Consider the following 20,995-nt stretch of genomic DNA (forward strand, 5'->3'; position numbering starts at 1 on the left):
TCCCGCGCGGACCGTCCGGTCAGAAGCGGTAGCGAACATCGAAGCCGATGGTTCTCGGCCGCAGCTGGTAAGCGATATAGGGGTCGCTGATCACATGCGTGATCGCGTCCTCATTGAGCACGTTGGTTCCGTAGATCTCCAGCTCGATGGTATCGAAGTGGATGCCGGCGCGCAGATCCAGCTTGCTGTAATCACCGGCTTCGGTGAAGGTCGCGCCGATGTCGTCATGGAAGCCGTCCACGTAGGCGTAGTTGAAGCGCGCGAAAGCCGGCTGCTCAAAGAGCTCGAAGTCGGACTGCATGCCCACGTTGACTTTCCACTCCGAGGATCCCGGCAGCCGCGTGCCCTTGGGTCCCAGCGCATCACTGTCCTCGGCCAGTTCCGCGTCGGTGTAGGCCAGGCCGAATTCGAGACGCAGCATGTCGTTGAAGTAATAGGTGGTTTCCAGTTCGCCGCCCTGGATGGTGGCCTTGCCCGCATTCACCGTGACCGAAAAACCGCAATGGGGCTCGGCGAACACGCTGACCGGAATGCCGTTCCAGTCGATGCGATAAATGGAGACATTGGCCTGGAACCGGTTGTCCAGCATGGTGAACTTTCCGCCCAGCTCGTAGCTGTCCAGGCTGTCCGACTCCACTCCGTCGCTTTCGATCGGGATCGTGGTGCCGTCGAGGAACCCGTCGGAGCCGGGGTTGCCGTTGCCGTCCACCGAGTCGCAGAAAGACGGCGCCGGGGTGATGGGCCGGCCGACCCGGAAACCTTCCGCCCACTGCGCGTAAATCAGGGTGTCGTCGTTCGGCGTATAGCTGACATTGGCCTTGAAGCTGGTATCGCTTTCCTTGATCGTCTGGTCCTCGAAAATGCCGTCGCCGGAAAACACGCCCGTCTGGTTTTCAATCTTGCGCCGGTCGTAATCGAACCAGCGCGCACCCACCAGAGCGGACCACTGGTCATTGAACTGGTAGGACAGTTCGCCGAACACCGCCGTCTGTTCCAGCGTAAACACGTCGTTCTGGTGGTACAGATCGTTCGGATCGGTACCCAGAAAATCACCGAATGGAGTCTCGGTGATTGCTTCGGGAGCGCCCGTCCACGGGACTTCGCTGACGATGTTCTGTTCCAGGTCTTCGTAGTAAATGCCGGCGATCACCTGCCAGGGGCTGTCCCAGTCCGAAGTGAAGCGCACCTCCTGCACGAAAGCTTCCTTGTAATGCTCCCGGGTCTGAGCGGCCGGAATTTCGAAGTCCTTGCTGATGTCCTCGGCTTCCAGGGTGTCATGGTTGAGGCGGCTGGTGCTCGACAGCAGACTGCCCCAGCCCAGGTCATATTCGATCAGCAGATTGGTCACGTCGAGATCGGAAGCCTTGCGCTCATCGCCCTCATACAGATTGGCGATCTGCATCGGGAAGTTCTGGTAGCCGTCCAGCGAGAGATTCACCTCGGTCTCGCCGTTCTGATCCTGGTCCTGCCAGGCATACATCAGGGTCAGGCTGAGCCGATCGGTGGGTGTCCACAACAGTGTGGCGCGTGCGCCCGAGTACTCGGCACCGCCCACGCCATACTTGTCCACCACCGTCGCGCCATACTGGTCGGCCAGGGCCTTGACGCGCGGAATGCTGGCGCCGATGTTGTCGACGTAGCCGCTGTTGTCGTAGTAGTAACCGACCATGCGCAGCGCCAGGGTGTCCTTGACCAGCGGCAGGTTGAGCACACCGGACATGTCGTAATTCGAGCCGCCCGCGCGAGCCGTATTGGAATACCCGGTTTCGACCTTGCCTTCGAGCTGCTCGAGATTCGGCCGGTTGGGAATGTTGCGCACGGCGCCGCCCATGGAGCCGGAACCGAACAGGGTGCCCTGCGGACCACGCAGAATCTCCACGCGCTGCAGGTCAATCATTTTCAGATCGGCCGTCGAACCCCGGGAGACCGTGTTCAACGGAACCTCACCGAAAAACACGCCCACCGTGGAGTCCTCTTCGATCGACGCGTTGACCCCGCGAATGATGATCTTGTTGCTGCTTACGCCCCGGTCGGCCATGTTGACGCCCGGGATGGTGCTCAGGTAATCATCCATGCTGACCAGGCCGCGGCGCTCGATTTCCAGCCCGCCCAGCGCGGTAATGCTGGCCGGGATGTCCTGGATATTGGCTTCCCGCTTGGTGGCGGTCACGACGATTTCTTCGATGGTGCCGGCCCGCTGAACTTCGGCCGGTTCCGCACCCGCTGACTCCTGCCCGCTGGCGGCGGGTGCGAACAATGCGGCTAGGGTTACCGCGATCCACGAGGGTTTCTTCACTTCGGTCTCCTGACTCGGTCTCTCCACGATCGTCAGATGGCCTCGTTCATCGAATTCCGCTCGCAGGCCGGAATTCTTCAGCAAAACGTCAGCGGCCCGGGAAGGAAGGTACCGTCCGACCAGTCGATTGGCCTGGTGCTTCCGGGCCAGATCGTGTCTGAAAATCACCGTGATATCGGCCTGCTGAGCAAACAATGTCAAAGCAACATCTGCTCGTTGCCGGGGGATATCGAACAGCACCGGTGTTACAGTTTCCGCAGCCTGGATTCCCGATCCAGGAAGACAGAGGGCGAAAGCCAGCACGATCCATCCCCAACAGCCGCCACCGCGAAGGCCTTCTTTCGGAAGCACACGCGGGACGTTATCGCTTAATGACCGATTCAAAGTGAATTTCCCTTACTCGAATTCACAAGCGGAAGATTCAGCAGGTTTTGAAGAGGATTGAGCGCGAGCAAGCTTATTGGCGGTAGAGATGAATTCGGTTGGGAGAAACCTGTTCGGAGCGGATCTGAAAATTGCGGTCCAGCGAAGCGATCAGGGCATCGATGTCCTGGGTCTTGAAATGCCCGCCGATGGGAATGTCGTTGATGGACGGGTCGACGATCACCAGTTCCTGTTCGGTATACCGGGAGATTTCAGCCACCGCTTCCCGCAGGCTCTCGCCGCGAAAAATCAGTGACCCCCGCTGCCAGGCCAGTTTCTGCTGAATGGCCTCGGCCGGCTGGCGTTCCATGATTTCGATCCGCTGGTCGTAACGCGCCGACTCACCCGCGTCCAACACGACCTCCCGGGTCGTGGCTTCCCGATTGGCAACCAGATCCAGATCGGCCGATCGCGGATCGATGCCGGCAAACACCTTGACCGTTCCCTCGGTGACGGTGACGTCGACCTCGCTCGAGAAAAGGCGCACGTTGAACTGCGTACCCACCGCCCAGACCAGACCGGATCCGACGTGAACCACGAAGGGCCGGACGCCATCGTGCGCGACATCGAAACTGGCCTCGCCACGCAGCAGGGTGACTTCGCGGCGCGGGCCTCCGAACGCGACGTTCAGTCGGCTGTTCGTATTCAGGGTCACCGTGCTGCCGTCCTGAAGTTCGAAACTGGCCTGTTCACCGATCGCGGTCTGGTACGTCTCCGAAGCCAGTTCCGGTTGCGGGGGCGGTTGTGGGCTTTCCTGCCGCAGCAGGCCAATCGTCAGGAGGACGCCGGCCGCGAGCGCCGAGGCGCCGATCCAGGCAGTCTTCCACGCCGAGCGACCACGGGACGCGTGGCCATCGGGCTTCAACGGGAACAGATCAGCCAGCTCCGACAGGATGTCCATGTCATCCCAGTTGCCGACCAGTTTGCGCAGGTATTCTTCGTGAAACCGGCTCTTACCCAGCCACTCCCGCAGCGCATCACGCTCCGAAGCACTGAGCTCACCGCGATCCAGCCGGGCAAGCCACAGCCCGGCTTCTTCTTTGGCCTGGTCGCGGTTGGGGAATGGGGTGACGTTTTCCATACGATTCTCAGGATCCTTTGCCGGTACGGACCACAGGCTGCACCGGCCGGTTCTCGCTGGCATCCATGAAATCGGTGCAGCGGACTGCGGCCTTGGCGATGTGAGCTTCCACCGTCTTCTCCGAAATGCCGAGGCGCTGCGCGATCTCCTTCTGCGTGAATCCATAGACCTTGCGCAGGATGTACACCCGCCGGCACTTGACCGGCAGGCAGCGCACCGCGCGGCAGAACAATTCGAATTTCTGACGAGCCTCGTATTCGTGATCGAGCCCGGCTTCATGAGGTGAGACCGATTCGAGCACCGAATCCTCTACGCAATCGGTCAGCCGATTCATGCTCTTCTCCAGTTCCTTGAGCGCGAGATTGCGGGAAGCGCGATAGAGGTAAGCCCGGGGATTACGAATTTCCGTCTTCTGCTGCGCTTCGAGGGCCTGCACGTAGGCTTCCTGGACGACGTCCTCGACCGCAGCCTGCTGATGCCTGAAGTAGCGCGAAACGAAGCGCATCAGCGACGAGCGAATTTCCATGAAAACGCCTTCCATCGCGACAGACTAAGCTACCCGGCCCGGCGTTACCAGCGCTCCATGGCCGCCGGGTCGTGACCGGGGCCGTACAACACCCGGCCCGGCCTGGCGCCGGTATGACGACCGTGATCGACGACGATTTCACCGTTCACCAGCACGTAATCGATGCCCGCAGGCACGCGCAGTGGTTCCTCGAAGGTCGCCGTATCCCGGATCGAACGGTCATCGAAAATCACCACGTCGGCCCAGCGGCCCGGTTCGATGACGCCGCGGTCTTCCAGGCTCATCCGGCTCGCCGGCAGGGAGGTCATACGGCGCACGGCTTCGGGCAGGCCAAACAAGCCCAGGTCACGCACATAACGGGCGATGATGCGCGGAAAGGTGCCGTAGGTGCGCGGGTGCGGCAAAGCCATGTCGTCAGGCCGGCCCAGCACCAGACTGGTTCCGGCATCGCTGCCGATGGACACCCACGGCTGGCGCAGAATCGTCTGCACATCCGGCTCGGACATCAAAAAGTACAGCGCATTCGCACGGCGCGGCAGAGCTTCCAGCATGATGTCCCAGGCCGCGTCCGCCGGGTCCCGCTCCAGCGCCCGGCCGATCTGCACGAAATCCATCCCCTGAAACGGTTCGTAGCGTTCGCTGAAAGCGCTCATCAACACGATGTTCTGCCAGCCGCCGGCGTTCATCACCATGCGGTCCGATCGCGGATCCGCGATTTCCGCTTTCAGCCGCTGCCGCTGCACGGGGTCGGCCAGCAATGCCATGCCGTCGTCACGGCCGTTGGCGAAAACATAGGCCGGAACGGTGGCATCGATCCCGGTGCCGCCGGCGATGTAGGGATACTGGTTGGCGCCGATATCGACGCCGCGGGCGCGCGCAGCCTCGATGCGTTCGATGGCCTCGTGCACCGTCCGGCCCCAGTTGGGCGCGAATGCGTTCTTGAAGTGGAAGATCTCCACCCGGATGCCGGCCTGCTCACCGACGGTGATCAGTTCGTCGATGGCTTCCAGCAGATGCCGGCTCTCGTCACGCAGATGCGCCGCGTGAATGCCACCGAATGGCGCCATGGCTTTGCCGAGCTCGACCAGTTCCTCCGTGCTCATGAACGATGCCGGCGGATAGAACGCCGCGCTGCTCATGCCCACGGCGCCCGCCTGCATCGCCCGGCGCATTTCAGCGCGCATGAGTGACAGGTCGGCCTCGGTTACCGCGACATCGGCTTCACCGACCACCGCTTCGCGCGCCTGAAACGCGTTGTAGTAGCTGCCGAAATTCAGGCTGATGCCCTGCTCCTCCAGCCTCGCGAAATATTCCGGTATCTCCTTCGCCGGCACCGGTGTACCGCCTTCGCCGCCAAATGCGGTAGTCACGCCCATCAACAGCTTGTTCTCGGCCAGGCCGTTGCGCAGCAGGGTTTCACCCGACTGATCCATCATGTCGATCCAGCCCGGCGACACCATGCGGCCGTGCGCGTCGAGTTCGGTAAGCCCCCGACCCGGCACCTCACCCATCGCGACGAACCGGCCGTCGTCGATGGCGACGTCGGCGCGCGTGGGCGGATTGCCACGCCCGTCCAGCACCATTCCGCCGCGAATGACCAGGTCGTATTCCGGAGGCCCACCCTCGATCGGCGAGGCATCTGCGGCGTTTCGGGTCAGCAGGCGGGATCCATGTCCGATATCGAACGGGGGCGGCTCGCCGCCGGGACCCTGCAGGTAGTGGTTCATCCACCGTTCGAGCCGCAGCGCGTAATCGTACCGCGCCGCCGTGTTCCGATGGCCATGACCCTCGCCCGGATAGGTGACCAGGCGCACCGGGGTCTCGGTTCGGAGCTTCAGGTGACGGTAGAGCTCCAGTGACTGCGCGGGATGAAAACGTTCATCCGAGTCGCCACCCGAAATCAGCAAAGGGGTCCGCGACTGGCCGGCGTGAAAGACCGGGCTGCGCTCCAGCATGGCGGTCCAGTCGTCCCAGGGCCAGGCCCGGGTGTGTGAAACCTGCATTTCGCCGGGAATGTCCGTGGTTCCGAAGGCGGAAACCAGGTTGCTCAGGCCGACGAAGGAAACCGCGGCGGCAAAATAATCGGTTTGCGCCGTGGCCGCCCACATGGCTGCATAGCCACCATAGGAAATGCCCGCGATTCCCACCCGATCGGGATCCGCCAGCCCCCGGTCAACGAAGTACTGACGGGTGTCGACCAGGTCATTGAACTCAGCGCCCGCCGGGTCGCCTTGCCCCATTTTCGAGAACGCCACCCCCCGGCCGGTACTGCCGCGGTAATTGGGAAAGACCACCCGGAACCCCTGCGCGGCCAGCGCCTGCGCCGGCTCGTCATAGCCGGAAAGCCAGCCGTTGCCGTAGTGCCCCTCCGGCCCGCCGTGCGCGAACACGATCAGCGGCGCCGCGTGCCACTCAGCGCTTTGAGCAGGATCGTGGCCGGCATCCGGCACGGGATGAATCACCACGGCGTCCAGCTCAACGCCGTCGCGCGCCGCAATCCGGATGGCTTCCTGCCGGCCGAGACGACGCTCGGCGAGCAGCGGATTCGAGTCGGTCAGCCGTCGCGGCGGTTCCCCGTCCTGGATGAGGTATACCTCGGCCGGATGGGCGAGCGTGTGACCGACCGCGGCGACGGTCGCCAGGTCGGCATGTGCGTCCATCGACTGCCAGATGATGGTTTGCGCCCCCGGTCCGGAAACGGGGGCCCGCCGCGAAGATTCGCCCGACACCCGTGCGATTTCACGGTCGAGCCCGAGCGAACCGATATAGGTCACCGTGTCCGCACCGGACCAGGCGAGCGCCTCGACCTGGCCCGGATATTCAGGCAACCACTCCTCCCGCTCCCCGCCACCCGCCGGCCTTACGAACAGGCGGCCGGGATTGGGGTCGCTCCGCTCCGAGCCGGCGATGTACGCGATATGCCGGCCGTCGGGAGACCAGGCGAAGGCGCCCAGCTTGCCGATCACGCCCAGCGCATGCCGCCGGGATGCATCGCGGGTTTCGACCACGACGATGTCACGGTTCAATTCCCAGTCATCCGCCATCGGTGAGGGCGCCAGTGCCACCGCGTAGCGCGAACCGTCCGGAGACCAGGCGAAATCCGATGCCGAGCCCGGCAGGTACGGCGCGGCGACGGTCCCGTTCTCCAGATCCACCAGCCAGACGCGCACCGATTCGGCGGATTCATCGTGCGCGCTGGCGGTCAGACCGGCGCGGGCCAGGTCGAGTTGGGTGGCGGTGGGTTCCGCTGTTGCGAGGAAGGCAGCGGTTCGCCCGTCCGGTGACAGGTGCAGCGCGCCGATGTCCCGCGCGGGCCGGAATACCACGGTCGGGCCGCCACCGGATACCGGCACCGACAGCAGGCTGACGTACGGATCCAAGGGGGTCTCGCGAGCGATGAAATACACCCGGTCTCCGTCGGCCGACCATTGCGGTGACGACGCATTGACCTTTCCAGTGAACATCGGGCGCGAGTGTCCCGCGAGGTCGACCACGTGCAACTCGACCCAGGCCGACCCGTCTTCATCGAGGTACGGCGTTCGCGGCACTTCCAGCAGATAGGCGACCCGGTCGCCCGTCGGGCTCAACACCGCCTGCCGCACCTTCTTCAACGTCACGATCTCTTCGACCGTGAGTCCCGGCGCCGGCGAGTCGTCCGCCAGCGACGGGCGACTCGTCCCGAAAACAAAGGAGGTGGCAACGGCCAGGACAAGCAGGATTCTGTACTTCATGGGATTCCCTCTCCCGCGGCTGGCCGCTTATTTCCGGCGCGACCGGAACGGCGAAGACGGCAGACTCTAGCGGCAGCGTTCATTCGAGTCAAAACGGCAACGGCGGCGATATTTTTCAAGCGGCACGCTGACGTCCGCGGACTTCGCGTATATGATGGCGCGTCGTCAGCTCCGAAAATCACAGAGGCAGATGCATGCTGATCACGACAACAAGAACCTTCACTCCCCTCCTCTGCCTTTTGTTTTTACAGGCAATTCCAAACCTTCATGCCGATACTCCACGAGCCCGCGACCTGGGCATTCCCTTCGATGGACAACCCGGCGAACTCAACGCCATCACCGACGTGGCGGGTATTGAAGTCGGTCATGTCACCCTGATCGAAGGCGATGGCGCACTCATCGTCGGTGAGGGTCCGGTACGAACCGGGGTCACGGTCGTTCACCCGCGCGGGCGCGAATCGACCGATCCCGTCTTCGCCGGCTGGTTCACGCTGAATGCATCCGGCGAGATGACCGGCACGACCTGGCTGGAAGAGCGCGGCCTGATCGACGGCCCCATCGCCATCACCAATACCCACAGTGTGGGCGTGGTGCGGGACGCCGCCGTGGCCTGGATGGTCGAGAAGGGCTGGCCGGCCGACTGGCACGCACCCGTGGTCGCGGAAACCTACGACGGTGCCCTGAACGACATCAATGGTTTTCACGTAACGGCTGAAGCCGCACTCAAAGCCATGCGCTCCGCAACGGGGGGCAAGGTCGAGGAAGGCGCCGTCGGCGGCGGTACGGGAATGATCTGCAACGGCTTCAAGGGCGGCATCGGCACCGCATCGCGACGATTCGATCACGATGGCAAGACCTATACCGTGGGCGTGCTGGTGCAGTGCAACTACAACTGGAGCGGTCGCGGCTTCCGGCTCGCCGGCCGTGACGTGGACCAGGTACTCCCGTTGGGCCAGCAGTGTTTTTCCGACCCCGCAGTCGAACGGCACGTGGACTGGTATCCCTACTGCGAGGATGCCACGCGGGAGACCACCACCGCTCCGATTCGCGACGGATCGATCATCATCGTGGTGGCCACCGATGCGCCACTGCTGCCCCACCAGTTGCGCCGCGTGGCGAAGCGGCCCTCCCTGGCCCTGGGCCGGCTGGGCGCGGTCAGCGAAGACGGGTCCGGCGATATTTTCGTGGCCTTTTCCACCGCGAACGCGGGGCGGATCGACGAGAACGAACCCTCCGGAATCGACATGTACCCGAACAACCGACTCAGCGCGGTGTTTCATGCCACTGTGCAGGCCACCGAGGAAGCCATCGTCAATGCCATGGTGGCTGCCGAGACGATGACGGGCGTGGCCGGAATGCGGGTTCCGGCCCTGCCGCACGATGCGGTCCGCACCCTGTTCATCCCGCATGAAGGACCCGTCGAATGATGTCGCGCTCCGTGATCGAAGCCCGGCGGTATAGGCTCGCACCCGAAGGCGCACGGGCCAGGCCGCATCACCGCCGGTCGAACGGGCCCGCTGAACCTGTTCATCCGTTTTCCCGTCATTTCTAGCCAGGAGCCTCGCATGTCCCACGCCACTCGAACCCTTCTTCTGGCCTCCCTGCTGGCGATTTTTGTCACGGCCTGCCAGAAACAGTCCGAACCGACGTCCGAAGCCGTAGCCACTACTGAACCCGCCGCCGAAGCCATTGCCGAATCCGGGGATTCCGTATCCGCGATGGCGGAAACGGTCACGGACGTCGCGGACCGGTACTACTCCGAGTTACTGAGCCGATACCCGCAAATCGCTTACTTCTCCGGGGTCGAGATCGACCGCCACGATGGCATCGAAGACCGCAGCCCCGCCGCCCGCCTCGAAGCGGAATCGGTCATCGATAACCTGCTGGACGACCTGGAATCGGTGGATTCAAACGCGTTGGCGGGAAGGCCCGAGTGGCTGACTCTCGCCTACATCGAGCAATCCCTGAAATCCTCGAGGGATTTGCGCGTGTGCAGATTCGAATGGTGGAACGTCAATCAGATGGACGGCTGGCAGACCGGATACGCGCTGATCGCGGAACTGCAACCCGTCGGCAGCCCGGAGCTGCGCGAGCAGTCATTGGCCCGCTGGGGGAAATTCTCGGCCTACGTGGACCAGGAAATCGAAAACGCCCGGCAGGGCCTGGCCCAGGGCTATTCATCACCCCGCTCCGTGGTTCGACTCGTATTGGACCAGGTGGACGGGCTGCTGGCCCTCGACATCGAGGATTCACCCTATTACTCACCGGCTGTTCGCGATCCCGATCCCGACTTCGTGGAGGCCACCCGGACCCTGGTCGCCGAATCGGTCTACCCCGCTCTGCAGCGCTACCGCGACTTTCTGGCCGACGAGTACCTCGACCAGGCGCGAGAAGCGCTCGCCGTCACCGCCAACCCGGACGGCGAAGCGTGTTATGAAGCCTCGCTGCGCAGCTATACGACACTGGATCGTTCGGGCCGGGACGTTTTCGAACTGGGACAGAAAACGGTCGAAGCCAACAAGGCCACGGTCATCGAACTGGGCAAGGAAGCCTACGGACTCGACGACTTCGACGCCATCATCGCCCACGTCAAGGCCGATCCCGATGACTACTTCGAGAGCAAAGAACAGTTACTGCAGTTCTCGCGTGACGCCGTTGAGCGGGCCCACGCCGAAATGCCCAACTGGATCGGCACGATGCCGCGGCAGCCGGTGGAGGTGATTCCGTTTCCCGAGCACGAGGAGGGCACGGGGCGTTCCGCGCACTACCGCCCGCCCACCCCGGACCGCCCGGGTGAATACCGCATTCCACTCCACGAGCCCGAAAAGCAGACCCTCGGCGCGGCCGAGTCCACCGCTTTCCACGAAACCTGGCCGGGCCACCACCTGCAGGTCGCCGTCGCCCAGTCCGTCGAGGACCTGCATCCCGTTTCGCAGATTCTCTGGTTCGCCGGCCCTGGCGAGGGCTGGGCCCGCTACTCGGAAGGGCTGGCCGAAGAAATGGATTTGTACGAAACCGTCACCGGGCCGATTCAGCGGCGAGCCTGGCCGGCCCGGGGCATGGTCGTCGACCCCGGCATCCATTTATTGGGCTGGACCCGGGAGGAAGCGGTTGAATTCATGATCGCGGCCAACCGCTTCCCCGAATCCACCGCCGTGGAACAAGTGGACCGGATCGCGATCCTGCCGGGCCAGCTGACCGCCTACGATTCCGGCGGACTGGAAATCCTGGCGCTGCGCCGGGAAGCCGAAGAGGCCCTGGGCGACCGGTTTGACATTCGTGAATTCCACGACCAGATCCTGGCTCCGGGAGCGATTCCACTGGTCGCGCTGCGCCAGCACATCGAGCGCTGGATCGCCCGCCGCAGCGAGCAGGCGCAATGACTCTGAATGACCTCGAAACGCCCGCCCTGGTCCTCGATCTGGACCGGCTCGAGGCCAACCTCGACGGCATGGTGCAGAGCCTGCAACCCCATGGGGTGGCCTTGCGCCCGCACCTGAAAACCGCGAAATCGGCCACGGTCGCCCGCCTGACCCGGGACCGCGGCGCCCGCGGCATCGCGGTCGCCACCCTGAAGGAAGCCGAGTACTTTCTCGAGAACGGATTCACCGACATCCAGTACCCGGTGTGCATCGTTCCGAGCAAATTCGACCGGGCGGCCCGACTGATCCGCAACGGAGCGCAGCTGGAAGTCATCGTCGACTCGCTGGAGGTGGCCCGGTCGCTTGCGCGTTACGCAGCGGACCAGCGGGTCGCGTTCCGCGTGTACCTGGAAGTGGACTGCGGCGAACACCGCACCGGCTTTTCCGCGGCCGATCCGGCGTTCGTCGGGGCCGGTGAAACGCTTCGGGACGGATCGCACACGGACCTGCGCGGGGTGCTCACCCATGCCGGCCACGCCTATTCCTGCACCGATCCGCACGGCGTCCGCGCGGTGGCCGACGAAGAGCGGCAGGCAGCCGTCATCGCGGCCAACGTGCTGCGCACCGCCGGCCTGCCCTGTCCCGAGGTGAGCATCGGTTCAACGCCGACGGCCCGCTTTGGCGAATCCTTCGAAGGCGTGACCGAAGTGCGGGCAGGCGTCTTTCTGTTTGGCGACCTGTTCCAGGCGGGTCTGGGGACCTGCGGACACGATGACATCGCGGTATCGGTTCTGGCCAGCACCATTAGCCGACACCCCGAAGAGCATCGCCTGGTGATCGACGCCGGCGGCCTCGCCCTGTCCAAGGACCGTTCACGGGTGGAATCGGCGCCTGACTCGGGCTATGGGCGGATTCTCCGCATCGACGGAACGGCGTTGGCGCCCACGGCGCATGTCGCGGAAGTGCATCAGGAGCATGGTGAAATCAGCACGCGGGGGATTCCCGAACTGCAGGATGCACCCATCGGTTCCCGCCTGCGAATCCTGCCCAACCACGCCTGCATGACCGCCGCGATGTACGACCGCTATCATGTCGTGCGCGGCACGGGCACCGAAATTCTGGCCGAATGGGATAAAACCACTGGCTGGTGAAGACGCCCCATTCCGTATGCGGCAGTCGCCGTGTATGCCGATCTGACGACCCCCTTTACGAAGGAGCGTATGAGATGAGCACTGTTACCGTCGTCCCGGAATCCGCGATTCGCGAGATCGTGACCCGCGAAAACGCCTACGAAGCCGTTAAAAAAGCCTTCGAAGCCATCGCCGAAGATCGAGCCGAAGTTTTTCCGGTGACCTTCGGTACCGGCCTGGCGCCACAGGACGTGTTCGGGGTCAAGGCCGGCGCCGACTCGGCCGGCGCGACCGTTGGCCTGAAAATCGGCAGCTACTGGCCCGACAACGGGCAACACGACCTGCCGGCGCACGGATCGACCATCATCCTGCTCGATCCCGATACCGGATTTCCGATGGCCATCCTCGGCGCCGCCTATCTGAACGGTTTTCGCACCGCTGCCGCCAATGCCATCGCCGTCGATTACCTGGCCCGCAAGGATGCATCCGTGCTCGGCGTCATCGGCGCGGGCCATCAGGCCGAACATGAAATCCGCGCCGTCGCGGCGGTGCGGGCGCTCAGCCGGATCCGTATCCACACCCGCTCCACCGGCCGCGCCGAGTGGATGGCCCGGCAGCTCGACGACATCGACATTCCGTTCGAATTCACCTCGGCGCAGCAAGCCGTCGAGGGTGCGGACATCATCGCCACCGTAACACCGAGCACGCAGCCCATCGTGCGCAGTGAATGGGTCGCCGCTGGCGCGCACGTTTGCGCGATGGGCGCGGACAGCAAGGGCAAGCAGGAGCTGGATACCGACCTCGTGGCTCGCGCCCGCTGGTTTGCCGACTTGCCGGCGCAATCGGTGGCCATCGGCGAATTCCAGCATGCCTTCGCGGCCGGCATCATCCCGTCCGCCGATACAATCTGTCCGTTGGGCCGCGTCACCCGGCAGCCGGACCTCGGACGCCGCGACGACGAAGAGATCACCGTATTCGACAGCTCCGGCATCGCCATCCAGGACCTGTCCGTGGCGCGCGCCATGCTCGAACTGGCGCGTGAACGGGGGCTCGGCAGCACCGTTGAGCTCTGACCGACACCGGAGGCTCGAAGTGCCGGCCCGGCCAGCCCCCCGTTCGGGACGCACCCTTGCGGCGGCGGGCCGGGATTCCTGATGGCGCGGGAACGCTCCGCCTGGCGGACCTGGCAGCGCCAGCCGCAGAAGCTGAAGTTGCGCAGGTTGCTGTTCCAGGTCCACCGCTGGACCGCGATCAGCCTCGGTCTCTACATCGGGTTCATCAGTCTGTCGGGCAGCGTCCTCGTCTATCGCAACGAGCTGTACGTCGCGGCCACGCCGGAGCCCATCCTATCCACCGGACCGGGGCCAATCCTGAGCGATCAGGAACTCTCGGCGGCAGCCGAGCGGACCCACCCGGGCTATTCCATCCGACGCCTTCATCGTCCGTCCAACCCCGAGCAGGCAGTCGTTATCTGGCTGGCTCGCGACGACACGCTGCGCAAGCGGCTGTTCGATCCGCGGTCGGGCGAGGACGTCGGCCAGGCCACCCCACTGGGAATGACCCTGATCACCGGCCTGATGGAGCTTCATGCCGATTTTCTTTCCGGCTCCACCGGGCGCACCCTCAATGGCGTCGTTGCATTCGGCGTACTGCTCATTCTGCTGACCGGGCTGGTGATCTGGTGGCCCGGCATCAAGCGCTGGCGGCGCAGCCTGGTGGTTCACCGCGGCATCGGCTGGAAGCGGCAGGTCTGGGACATCCACAGCATGATCGGCATCTGGAGCTACGCCTTCATGCTGACTTTCGTCGTCAGCGGCCTCTACCTGTGTTTCGCGCCGGCGTTTCACGCGGTGGCCGACTGGCTGCAACCCGTCACCGATGAGAATGCCGGCACCCGGCTGGTCGATCGCGTGCTGTACTGGCTGGCCTTTCTGCACTTCGGCCGCATCAACGGCATCGGCATCCCCTGCGACGGCCCCGGTCTTTGCGACCAGACCACCAAGGCCGTCTGGGCCCTGTTCGGCCTCGCCCCGGCCATCATGATCGCCACCGGCGCAACCATGTGGTGGAACCGGCTACGGGGACGCCGCAAACGCGCACAGGATGATTGACAGGAGGAAAATGCACTGCCGGAGAGTCCGCCATCGAGAGCTGACTTCGGTCGGCCAAACTGCGATACAGTGATGCGATAATCCCATGAATCGGAACGTTGGTCGCGCGACACAAAAGTTCACCCCCGGAATCCGGACATGACCGCGAAATCAAAACCAGCACCCATACCCGAACCCGGCGATAACGATCTGCAGTTCGGCGATCTCGATGAGATGCTGGGCATCGTGCTGCAGCGCACGTTCATCGCGACGGCACGTTACTTCAAGGAGTACATGGGTGACGATTTTCGCCCGGGTTTCTTCACCACCTTGTCCCTGATCGAAAAAAATCCCGGGCTGACACAAAAGGCCCTGGCGGCGGCCATTCGGCGTGATACATCCACGTTGGTTCCCTTCCTGAACAAGCTCGAGGAACTGGGTTGGGCCGAGCGCCGGCGCAGCCAGGCGGACAAGCGGGCGCATGAACTCTATCTCACCCCGGCCGGACATCGACAGGCCGCACGCTTCGACACCAAGGTCAGGGCCCTGGAAGCCCGGCTCGCCGAAGAACTCGGATCACGGCAGGCACAGCAATTGCGGCGCCTGCTGCGGGAGTTGGACGACGTGTTCGCGCGTCTGTCGTCGCAGGCGGACTGAGCACGACCGGTTCGTCGATCGATCACGCCGGCTCTGCCCCGCCGGCGACAAAAACCCGAACGTTTCCGCGACAACCGACCGCCATTTAGTTGCATATCCATTTATTTGTTGTCAAACTAAATAAGTTCATCAAGAAAATGGACGATCGGCGAATGCTTCATCGTCATCGCCCACAACCCCATGCAGGAGTCCGGAGAGAAGCCATGTCCGTTTTGATTGCCGGCGGTGGCATTTCGGGAATGGCGCTTGGCCTGACCTGCCATCAGATCGGCGTGCCGTTTCGTATTTATGAATCCACCGCGCAGCTCAAGCCGCTCGGCGTGGGCATCAACCTTCAGCCCAGCTGTGTCCGCGAGTTGTTCGAACTCGGCCTGGAGAGCCGGCTGGATGAGGTGGGAATACGTACACGCGACTACGGGATGTACACGAAGAAAGGCCTGCACATCTGGACCGAACCACGCGGTGAATGGGCCGGATATCGCTGGCCGCAGTATTCCGTGCACCGCGGAAAGCTGCACATGATGCTTTACGACGAACTGATCAAGCGGGCCGGCACCGATTGCGTGAGCACGGGCTGGTCGGCCACAGGGTTCGAGAACCGCGACGGCAAAGCCGTGCTGCGCCTGAAGTCGGTCCGGGGCGAGACCAACGAGGTCACGGGTGACCTGCTGATCGGGGCCGACGGCATTCACTCGGCCATCCGCGCACAGATGTATCCTGACGAAGGCGAACCCCGCTGGGGCGGCACGATCTTGTGGCGCGGCACCTCCCGGTCCCGCCCGTTTCTGACCGGCGCGTCCATGGTGATGGTTGGCCACGACGGACTGCGCTTTGTCAGCTACCCCATTTCAAAGCCCGACCCGGCATCCGGCGAGGCCCTGATCAACTGGATCGCAACCCTCAACTACGACCCTGACTCGGCATGGAACAAGGAAGACTGGAATCGCGAGGCGAATACCGACGATTTCCTGCCCCGCTTCGACGGTTTCCGCTTTGACTGGCTGAACGCCCCGGCGTTGATCGAGGCGTCGGACAAGGTATTTGAATACCCGATGGTGGACCGTGACCCCCTGGACCGCTGGACCGAAGGACGCGTGAGCCTGATGGGCGACGCGGCACATGCCGCTTACCCGGTCGGCTCCAATGGCACCGGCGCCGGGATCATCGACGCACGCAAACTTGGCCAGAGCTTCCTCGAATTGGGCCTCACTCCCGCGGCGCTGGAAGCCTACGAAACGGAAATGCGCCCGGCCACGTCCCGCATCATCCTGACCAACCGTGTGGCGGGACCGGACAAGATCCTGGATATCGTCGAGGAACGTTGCGGCGGCCAGTTCGACGATATCCACGACGTCATTACCCACGAGGAAATGGAAGAGCACTCGCGCAACTACAAGGCCATCGCCGGGTTCGGCATTCGCAGTACCAACGAGAGCCCGCCCTACATCCCCGCCGGAGCACGTTTCGAGGGCATTTCGAAAAGCACCGGGAATCAGGCGAACAGCCCTTGCGGAAAAATGCTCGAGTCGTGAACCTCGAACACCTGTTCACGCTTCGCGCTCTGGTGGGTGAGTCCCAAACGGCTAACCAGGGACCCTACGGCGACCGGCGCTACATGCCGGTGAGCGGCGGAGAGTTCACCGGCAAACACCTGTCGGGCACCCTATTGCCCGGCGGAGCCGACTGCCAGCTTGTCCGCACCGACCACGTCGCGGAACTGGATGTTCGAATCATGCTCCAGGAAAACGACGGAACCCGCTTTCTGTTGAGGGGACTGGGGCTGCGCCACGCCTACCCGAAGGCGCTGCAACGCCCCGGAAAAAACGATACCACCGAACCCCCAGGTATCTACTTTCGTCAGTCGTTTCATTTCGAGTGCCCGCCCGGCGACCACGCCTGGCTCAACGGCATTCTCGCCATCGGAACCGGCCACCGGGACGAACAAGGCGTGCTCATCGAGGTATTCGAAGTCCCCTGACAAACCAATTCACCACAAGAATGGGGTCAGAGTAAAGGGACAGAGTAAAGGGACAGAGTAAATCGACGCAGCTCACGGCATTTCTGCTTAAGCCAACGGCATCCACGGCTGGGGTAATTGCAGACGACCGGCACCGTGTCAGCACAAGCGCTTGTTCTGATCGCGATGACAATCCGAGAAAAAGCACACCAATCCTGAACCAAACTTTCGACGTGCCGGTATACTCTGTCCGTTTACTCTGTCCCTTTACTCTGACCCCAATTTTACAAATGGGAGAATCTCATGAGCCTGAATCTTGACTCCGTGCGTGGTATTTATCAGGCATTCGCCGCAGGCGATGTTCCCGCCATCGTCGCATCGTTTGCACCGGACATCCGCTGGAGTGAGGCGGAAGGCGGACCGTATGGCGGCGTCTCGGTGGGGCCGGATGCTGTCCTGGGAAATGTCTTCATGAAAATCGGGGCCGAGTGGGACGGCTACGCCGCGGTCCCGGAGGAATTCGTCGCGCAGGGCTCAACTGTCGTGGTGCTGGGACAGTACAGCGGAACCTACAAGGCGACGGGCAAGTCGTTCAGCGCGCCCTTTGCGCACGTGTGGAAGTTCGAAGACGGCAAAGTTGCCGAGTTCCAGCAGCACACCGACACCGTCCTGCATCAGCGGCCACTCCAGCCGTAAATCGCGCCCCCGAACGAATTTCAGGCCAAGGCCAGTTATTCGTTCCGGATCCTACCGCCCATGGATTCGAAATCTCCGCACAGCCTGTTGCAGATCAGCGAAACCGGCCGGTCCGTCCGGATCGTATCGGTTGGCGGCGTACGCCTCGGCGATGGCCAGGGCAGCGGGGGCCAGTTCCGGCCGCTGCGCGGCGATGCGGCGGGCAAAATCCAGGATGCCCTCTCCCTTGCGCCGCGGCGAGCCCGCCCGGGCCAGCTTGTCACAGAACTTCCGGATCAGCACATCTCGCGGATCCGGCTTTTCCCGGTGCGCCTGAACCCACCGAACCAGGAGGTACGGCAGCGCCGACAACGCCACGGCCAGAAGAAACAATAAGCCAACTCGCGCGAACGTGATTCGGCCCAGTAGATCCTGCAGGAATTCGAACTGCCGCTTGTCGTAGCCCAGCACCCAGGTGCCCCAGACGTAGTCCACGTAATCCATCTGCAGCACCAGCCAGTTGACCAGCCCGAAATGGCGGAATCGCGCCAGGCTGAGCGGACTGTCGGCCAGGAACCAGTCATCGTCGGCGAACAGGTCGGCCACGCTCATTTCCACGCGTTCGGGCGCGACCGCGGCGGTGGGATCCACCCGTACCCAGCCACGTCCCTCGATCCAGACCTCGGCCCAGGCGTGCGCGTCGTACTGCCGCACCGTGACGAAATTCTCGGTGGGGTGTACCTCACCGCCGAGGTAGCCGCCGACGACTCGCGCCGGATGGCCGGCCGCCCGCATGAAGAACGCAAAACTACCGGCGAAATGCTCACAGAAGCCCCGCCGGGTGCGCCACAGGAACTCGTCGATCGTGTGCTCGCCCAGCTGCGGCGGCTCGAGGGTGTAAACGAAAGATTCGTTATACAGCCGCAGCACGCGCTCGATCAGGTCTTCGGGTGAACCCGCCTCGGCGGCCCACTGCCGGGCGATCCGCACGGTCTCGGGATTGGAATCTCTGGGAATGGCGCGTTCCAGCGCTTCCCGATTGGGATGCAGTCCCTCCGGATCCAACCGGTAATCCAGCCAGGAACGGATGTCGTAACCCCGCTTCAGGGTCACTTCATCGATGCTGACCAGCCGCGAGTCGCGCAACAGGCGAACGCCGGGTTCGCCGGTCGCCGGCGTCGACAGCGCAAACAGCCAGTGGCTGTAGGTCGGTTCGAGAGTGATCGTATAGCGCACGGCCTGCCCGTGCCGCTCGATACCCTCAATGTCACTACCGCGACGCGAAAAGGCCGCATCCGGGCCGTAGAGATCCGCCTGCGACCATTCCCGGCCGTCGAATTCCGAAAACACCAGACCGCGCCAGTACAGTGCGGAGCGGGACGGGATGGGACCATCGAACCGGGCGCGAAACGCCAGTTCATCCGAACGGCTTAGCTGGGAAAAATCGCCGGGCGCCATAACGTCGCTGATGCCGGTCCGGGCCTGGCTTTTGGGCCCGGGAATCGACCACAGCGCGCCCAACCGCGGCACCACCAGAAACAGCACAAGCATCAGCGGCAATGCCGTCGCCAGCATCCGCAGTGCGATCATTGAAGTTCCCGCGGAGAACCCCCGGCTACGTGCCTGGTTGATGCTGACCAGCGCGGTAACGGCGATGACGAAAGTCGTCAATACTCCGGCGAACTGGAACACCTCCTGGGTGAACACCGAGTCGACGGCGGCGGTGAAGAATGCCAGGTAGACCAGCACCACGGCATCGCGCTTGTGATGCATCTCCAGCAGTTTCAGGGCGAAGCCGGCAATCAGCATCGACACCATGGGCTCGAGCGCCAGCATGGTGCGATACTGCAGAACCAGCCCCGCCATGCAGCCAATCACCAGGGCGCCCTTGAGTGGCCAGGGCGGGAACGGCACCGTGCCCCGGTACTCGAGGATGCGCCACACAGAGGCCAGCGCCGAAAGCCCAATCACCCATACAGGCAAGTGGTCCGCATGCAGCACGACCACGCCCCCGAAGGCGAGCAGGACCCAGAACAGGCCGTTACGCGACAGTTGCCAGTCAGGCCGCCGCATCGTTCTCTCCCGCCGCGTCGCCCAGGCCATGCAGCGCAAGCAGGCGCAACGCCTTCTGCCGATGCGCCACACCCTGATCGGGCTCGATTTCGGTCCCCGGCAGCCGCAGACCGTACAAACGCCCTCCGGATGCGCATTCACAGACCTGCCAGGCCATGCGCGACAAACGCTGCTCGGTATCCATACCAGGATAGTCAGCCCAGTCGATCCACACCCGACTGTCCACCGGATCCCCGTACTGTTTGGACCACAGCCCCTGTTCACGTGCGTACTGCTTCCACGCCACATGCCGTAAGGATTCGCCGGCCTCATGGGTCTTGAGACCCACGTAATCTTCAGCGCCGGCCGAGCCGGCGAAGTGGCCTTCACCGGTGCCGCGCCGCTCGGCCGGCGCGGCCAGGTCCGCGACCGGTGCGGGGTAGACCACCGCATCGAAACGGAATCGCAGATGCGTCCATACCCTCAACAGACCGAGCGGATAATAGCTCTCGATGGTCAACAAGCCCGGATCGAGAAAGCCGCGCCGCGAAGTTGGAGCCAGCACCGTCACGAAACTGTCCCCGGCCTGATCGACGTTCACCATCAAGGCCTCCCCGCGCGCGAAACGCAACAGCACCTGCTCACGGGCACGCCTTTTATCCTGACTGAAACAAATCTCGACCGCGGCTTCCTCGCCCTTGAACACCGATTCCGCCCGCACCGGCTTGACCCGCAACCGGGTAAGCGTGGCATGAGTGTAGTGAATGCTGACCACGAACAGTGCGACAAGCAGAAAGCACAGCGCGAAGATCAGGTTGTTTTCGAAATTGGTTGCCAGCAGCCACAAGGCGGCCACCAGTGCGAGAAACCCGAATCCGGCCCGGGATGGAAATATGAACAGCCGACGGTGGTCCAGCAGCGCTTCGTCCACCGGACGGGTGCGGCGGTCGATCCAACGGCGATAGCGCCTTCTGAAGTACTCCCGAGCGCGTTTCAGCGGATGCATGGCTCGCCT

Annotated in this window: 16 protein-coding genes; 10 read left to right on the forward strand and 6 right to left on the reverse strand. The window is 63.5% G+C overall.

Annotated features, from left to right (window positions below; translation table 11 throughout):
- Positions 1–19: 19 nt before the first annotated feature.
- The gene (locus tag V3330_RS02405; RefSeq protein ID WP_354693784.1) at positions 20–2,296 is read right to left on the reverse strand and encodes a TonB-dependent receptor; all 2,277 of its coding nucleotides are present in this window, start codon (positions 2,294–2,296) and stop codon (positions 20–22) included.
- Positions 2,297–2,332: 36 nt separating this feature from the next.
- On the opposite strand from V3330_RS02405, the gene V3330_RS02410 reads away from it, so the two are divergent.
- Entirely contained in the window at positions 2,333–2,668 is a 336-nt protein-coding gene (locus tag V3330_RS02410) for a hypothetical protein (RefSeq protein ID WP_354693785.1), read from the forward strand.
- A gap of 85 nt (positions 2,669–2,753) precedes the next feature.
- Here the strand turns inward: V3330_RS02410 and V3330_RS02415 are convergent, their stop codons facing one another.
- From V3330_RS02415 to V3330_RS02425, 3 genes are read right to left on the reverse strand one after another with little or no spacing between them, the layout of a single operon-like run.
- Positions 2,754–3,800 carry a FecR family protein gene (locus V3330_RS02415; protein ID WP_354693786.1) on the reverse strand — a complete coding sequence of 349 codons (1,047 nt, stop codon included), beginning with the start codon at positions 3,798–3,800 and terminating at the stop codon, positions 2,754–2,756.
- A 7-nt stretch (positions 3,801–3,807) separates the two neighbouring features.
- The gene (locus V3330_RS02420; protein ID WP_354693787.1) at positions 3,808–4,341 is read right to left on the reverse strand and encodes an RNA polymerase sigma factor; all 534 of its coding nucleotides are present in this window, start codon (positions 4,339–4,341) and stop codon (positions 3,808–3,810) included.
- Between the two features lie 29 nt (positions 4,342–4,370).
- A complete protein-coding gene (locus V3330_RS02425; RefSeq protein ID WP_354693788.1) occupies positions 4,371–8,057 on the reverse strand; it encodes a prolyl oligopeptidase family serine peptidase in 3,687 nt (1,228 codons plus the stop codon).
- A gap of 239 nt (positions 8,058–8,296) precedes the next feature.
- On the opposite strand from V3330_RS02425, the gene V3330_RS02430 reads away from it, so the two are divergent.
- The 9 genes from V3330_RS02430 to V3330_RS02470 all read left to right on the forward strand — a co-directional run bounded on the left by V3330_RS02430 (position 8,297) and on the right by V3330_RS02470 (position 17,949).
- Positions 8,297–9,484 carry a DmpA family aminopeptidase gene (locus V3330_RS02430; RefSeq protein WP_354693789.1) on the forward strand — a complete coding sequence of 396 codons (1,188 nt, stop codon included), beginning with the start codon at positions 8,297–8,299 and terminating at the stop codon, positions 9,482–9,484.
- Between the two features lie 138 nt (positions 9,485–9,622).
- Complete coding sequence (locus V3330_RS02435; protein ID WP_354693790.1) at positions 9,623–11,440, forward strand: DUF885 domain-containing protein; 1,818 nt, start codon at positions 9,623–9,625, stop codon at positions 11,438–11,440.
- Positions 11,437–12,570 carry an alanine racemase gene (locus tag V3330_RS02440; RefSeq protein ID WP_354693791.1) on the forward strand — a complete coding sequence of 378 codons (1,134 nt, stop codon included), beginning with the start codon at positions 11,437–11,439 and terminating at the stop codon, positions 12,568–12,570. The genes V3330_RS02435 and V3330_RS02440 overlap by 4 nt, the downstream gene beginning before the upstream one ends.
- Positions 12,571–12,644: 74 nt before the next feature.
- Entirely contained in the window at positions 12,645–13,622 is a 978-nt protein-coding gene (locus V3330_RS02445; RefSeq protein ID WP_354693792.1) for an ornithine cyclodeaminase family protein, read from the forward strand.
- Between the two features lie 81 nt (positions 13,623–13,703).
- Positions 13,704–14,660: a PepSY-associated TM helix domain-containing protein gene (locus V3330_RS02450; RefSeq protein ID WP_354693793.1), complete on the forward strand. Its 957-nt coding sequence runs from the start codon at positions 13,704–13,706 to the stop codon at positions 14,658–14,660.
- A 138-nt stretch (positions 14,661–14,798) separates the two neighbouring features.
- Complete coding sequence (locus V3330_RS02455) at positions 14,799–15,296, forward strand: MarR family winged helix-turn-helix transcriptional regulator (protein ID WP_354693794.1); 498 nt, start codon at positions 14,799–14,801, stop codon at positions 15,294–15,296.
- Positions 15,297–15,499: 203 nt separating this feature from the next.
- A complete protein-coding gene (locus V3330_RS02460) occupies positions 15,500–16,828 on the forward strand; it encodes a flavin-dependent oxidoreductase (protein ID WP_354693795.1) in 1,329 nt (442 codons plus the stop codon).
- The gene (locus V3330_RS02465; RefSeq protein ID WP_354693796.1) at positions 16,825–17,274 is read left to right on the forward strand and encodes a DUF3237 domain-containing protein; all 450 of its coding nucleotides are present in this window, start codon (positions 16,825–16,827) and stop codon (positions 17,272–17,274) included. The genes V3330_RS02460 and V3330_RS02465 overlap by 4 nt, the downstream gene beginning before the upstream one ends.
- Positions 17,275–17,556: 282 nt before the next feature.
- Positions 17,557–17,949, forward strand: coding sequence for a nuclear transport factor 2 family protein (locus V3330_RS02470; protein ID WP_354693797.1), 393 nt, complete (start codon positions 17,557–17,559; stop codon positions 17,947–17,949).
- A gap of 51 nt (positions 17,950–18,000) precedes the next feature.
- Here the strand turns inward: V3330_RS02470 and V3330_RS02475 are convergent, their stop codons facing one another.
- Both V3330_RS02475 and V3330_RS02480 read right to left on the reverse strand, forming a co-directional pair.
- Positions 18,001–20,001, reverse strand: coding sequence for a transglutaminase TgpA family protein (locus tag V3330_RS02475; protein WP_354693798.1), 2,001 nt, complete (start codon positions 19,999–20,001; stop codon positions 18,001–18,003).
- Complete coding sequence (locus V3330_RS02480; RefSeq protein ID WP_354693799.1) at positions 19,988–20,986, reverse strand: DUF58 domain-containing protein; 999 nt, start codon at positions 20,984–20,986, stop codon at positions 19,988–19,990. Before V3330_RS02480 ends, V3330_RS02475 begins: the two co-directional genes overlap by 14 nt.
- Positions 20,987–20,995 lie beyond the last annotated feature (9 nt).

The organism is Elongatibacter sediminis, from assembly GCF_037892215.1.
In the GTDB taxonomy this organism is placed as follows: domain Bacteria; phylum Pseudomonadota; class Gammaproteobacteria; order Xanthomonadales; family SZUA-36; genus Elongatibacter; species Elongatibacter sediminis.

Excerpts from the sequence above, each read along its gene's own strand:
- V3330_RS02415 (WP_354693786.1), bottom strand. The coding sequence starts at position 3,800 with ATGGAAAACGTCACCCCATTCCCCAACCGCGACCAGGCCAAAGAAGAA.
- V3330_RS02425 (WP_354693788.1), bottom strand. The coding sequence starts at position 8,057 with ATGAAGTACAGAATCCTGCTTGTCCTGGCCGTTGCCACCTCCTTTGTT.
- V3330_RS02420 (WP_354693787.1), bottom strand. The coding sequence starts at position 4,341 with ATGGAAGGCGTTTTCATGGAAATTCGCTCGTCGCTGATGCGCTTCGTT.
- V3330_RS02470 (WP_354693797.1), top strand. The coding sequence starts at position 17,557 with ATGAGCCTGAATCTTGACTCCGTGCGTGGTATTTATCAGGCATTCGCC.
- V3330_RS02455 (WP_354693794.1), top strand. The coding sequence starts at position 14,799 with ATGACCGCGAAATCAAAACCAGCACCCATACCCGAACCCGGCGATAAC.
- V3330_RS02410 (WP_354693785.1), top strand. The coding sequence starts at position 2,333 with ATGGCCTCGTTCATCGAATTCCGCTCGCAGGCCGGAATTCTTCAGCAA.
- V3330_RS02475 (WP_354693798.1), bottom strand. The coding sequence starts at position 20,001 with ATGCGGCGGCCTGACTGGCAACTGTCGCGTAACGGCCTGTTCTGGGTC.
- V3330_RS02450 (WP_354693793.1), top strand. The coding sequence starts at position 13,704 with ATGGCGCGGGAACGCTCCGCCTGGCGGACCTGGCAGCGCCAGCCGCAG.
- V3330_RS02480 (WP_354693799.1), bottom strand. The coding sequence starts at position 20,986 with ATGCATCCGCTGAAACGCGCTCGGGAGTACTTCAGAAGGCGCTATCGC.
- V3330_RS02445 (WP_354693792.1), top strand. The coding sequence starts at position 12,645 with ATGAGCACTGTTACCGTCGTCCCGGAATCCGCGATTCGCGAGATCGTG.
- V3330_RS02435 (WP_354693790.1), top strand. The coding sequence starts at position 9,623 with ATGTCCCACGCCACTCGAACCCTTCTTCTGGCCTCCCTGCTGGCGATT.
- V3330_RS02440 (WP_354693791.1), top strand. The coding sequence starts at position 11,437 with ATGACTCTGAATGACCTCGAAACGCCCGCCCTGGTCCTCGATCTGGAC.
- V3330_RS02460 (WP_354693795.1), top strand. The coding sequence starts at position 15,500 with ATGTCCGTTTTGATTGCCGGCGGTGGCATTTCGGGAATGGCGCTTGGC.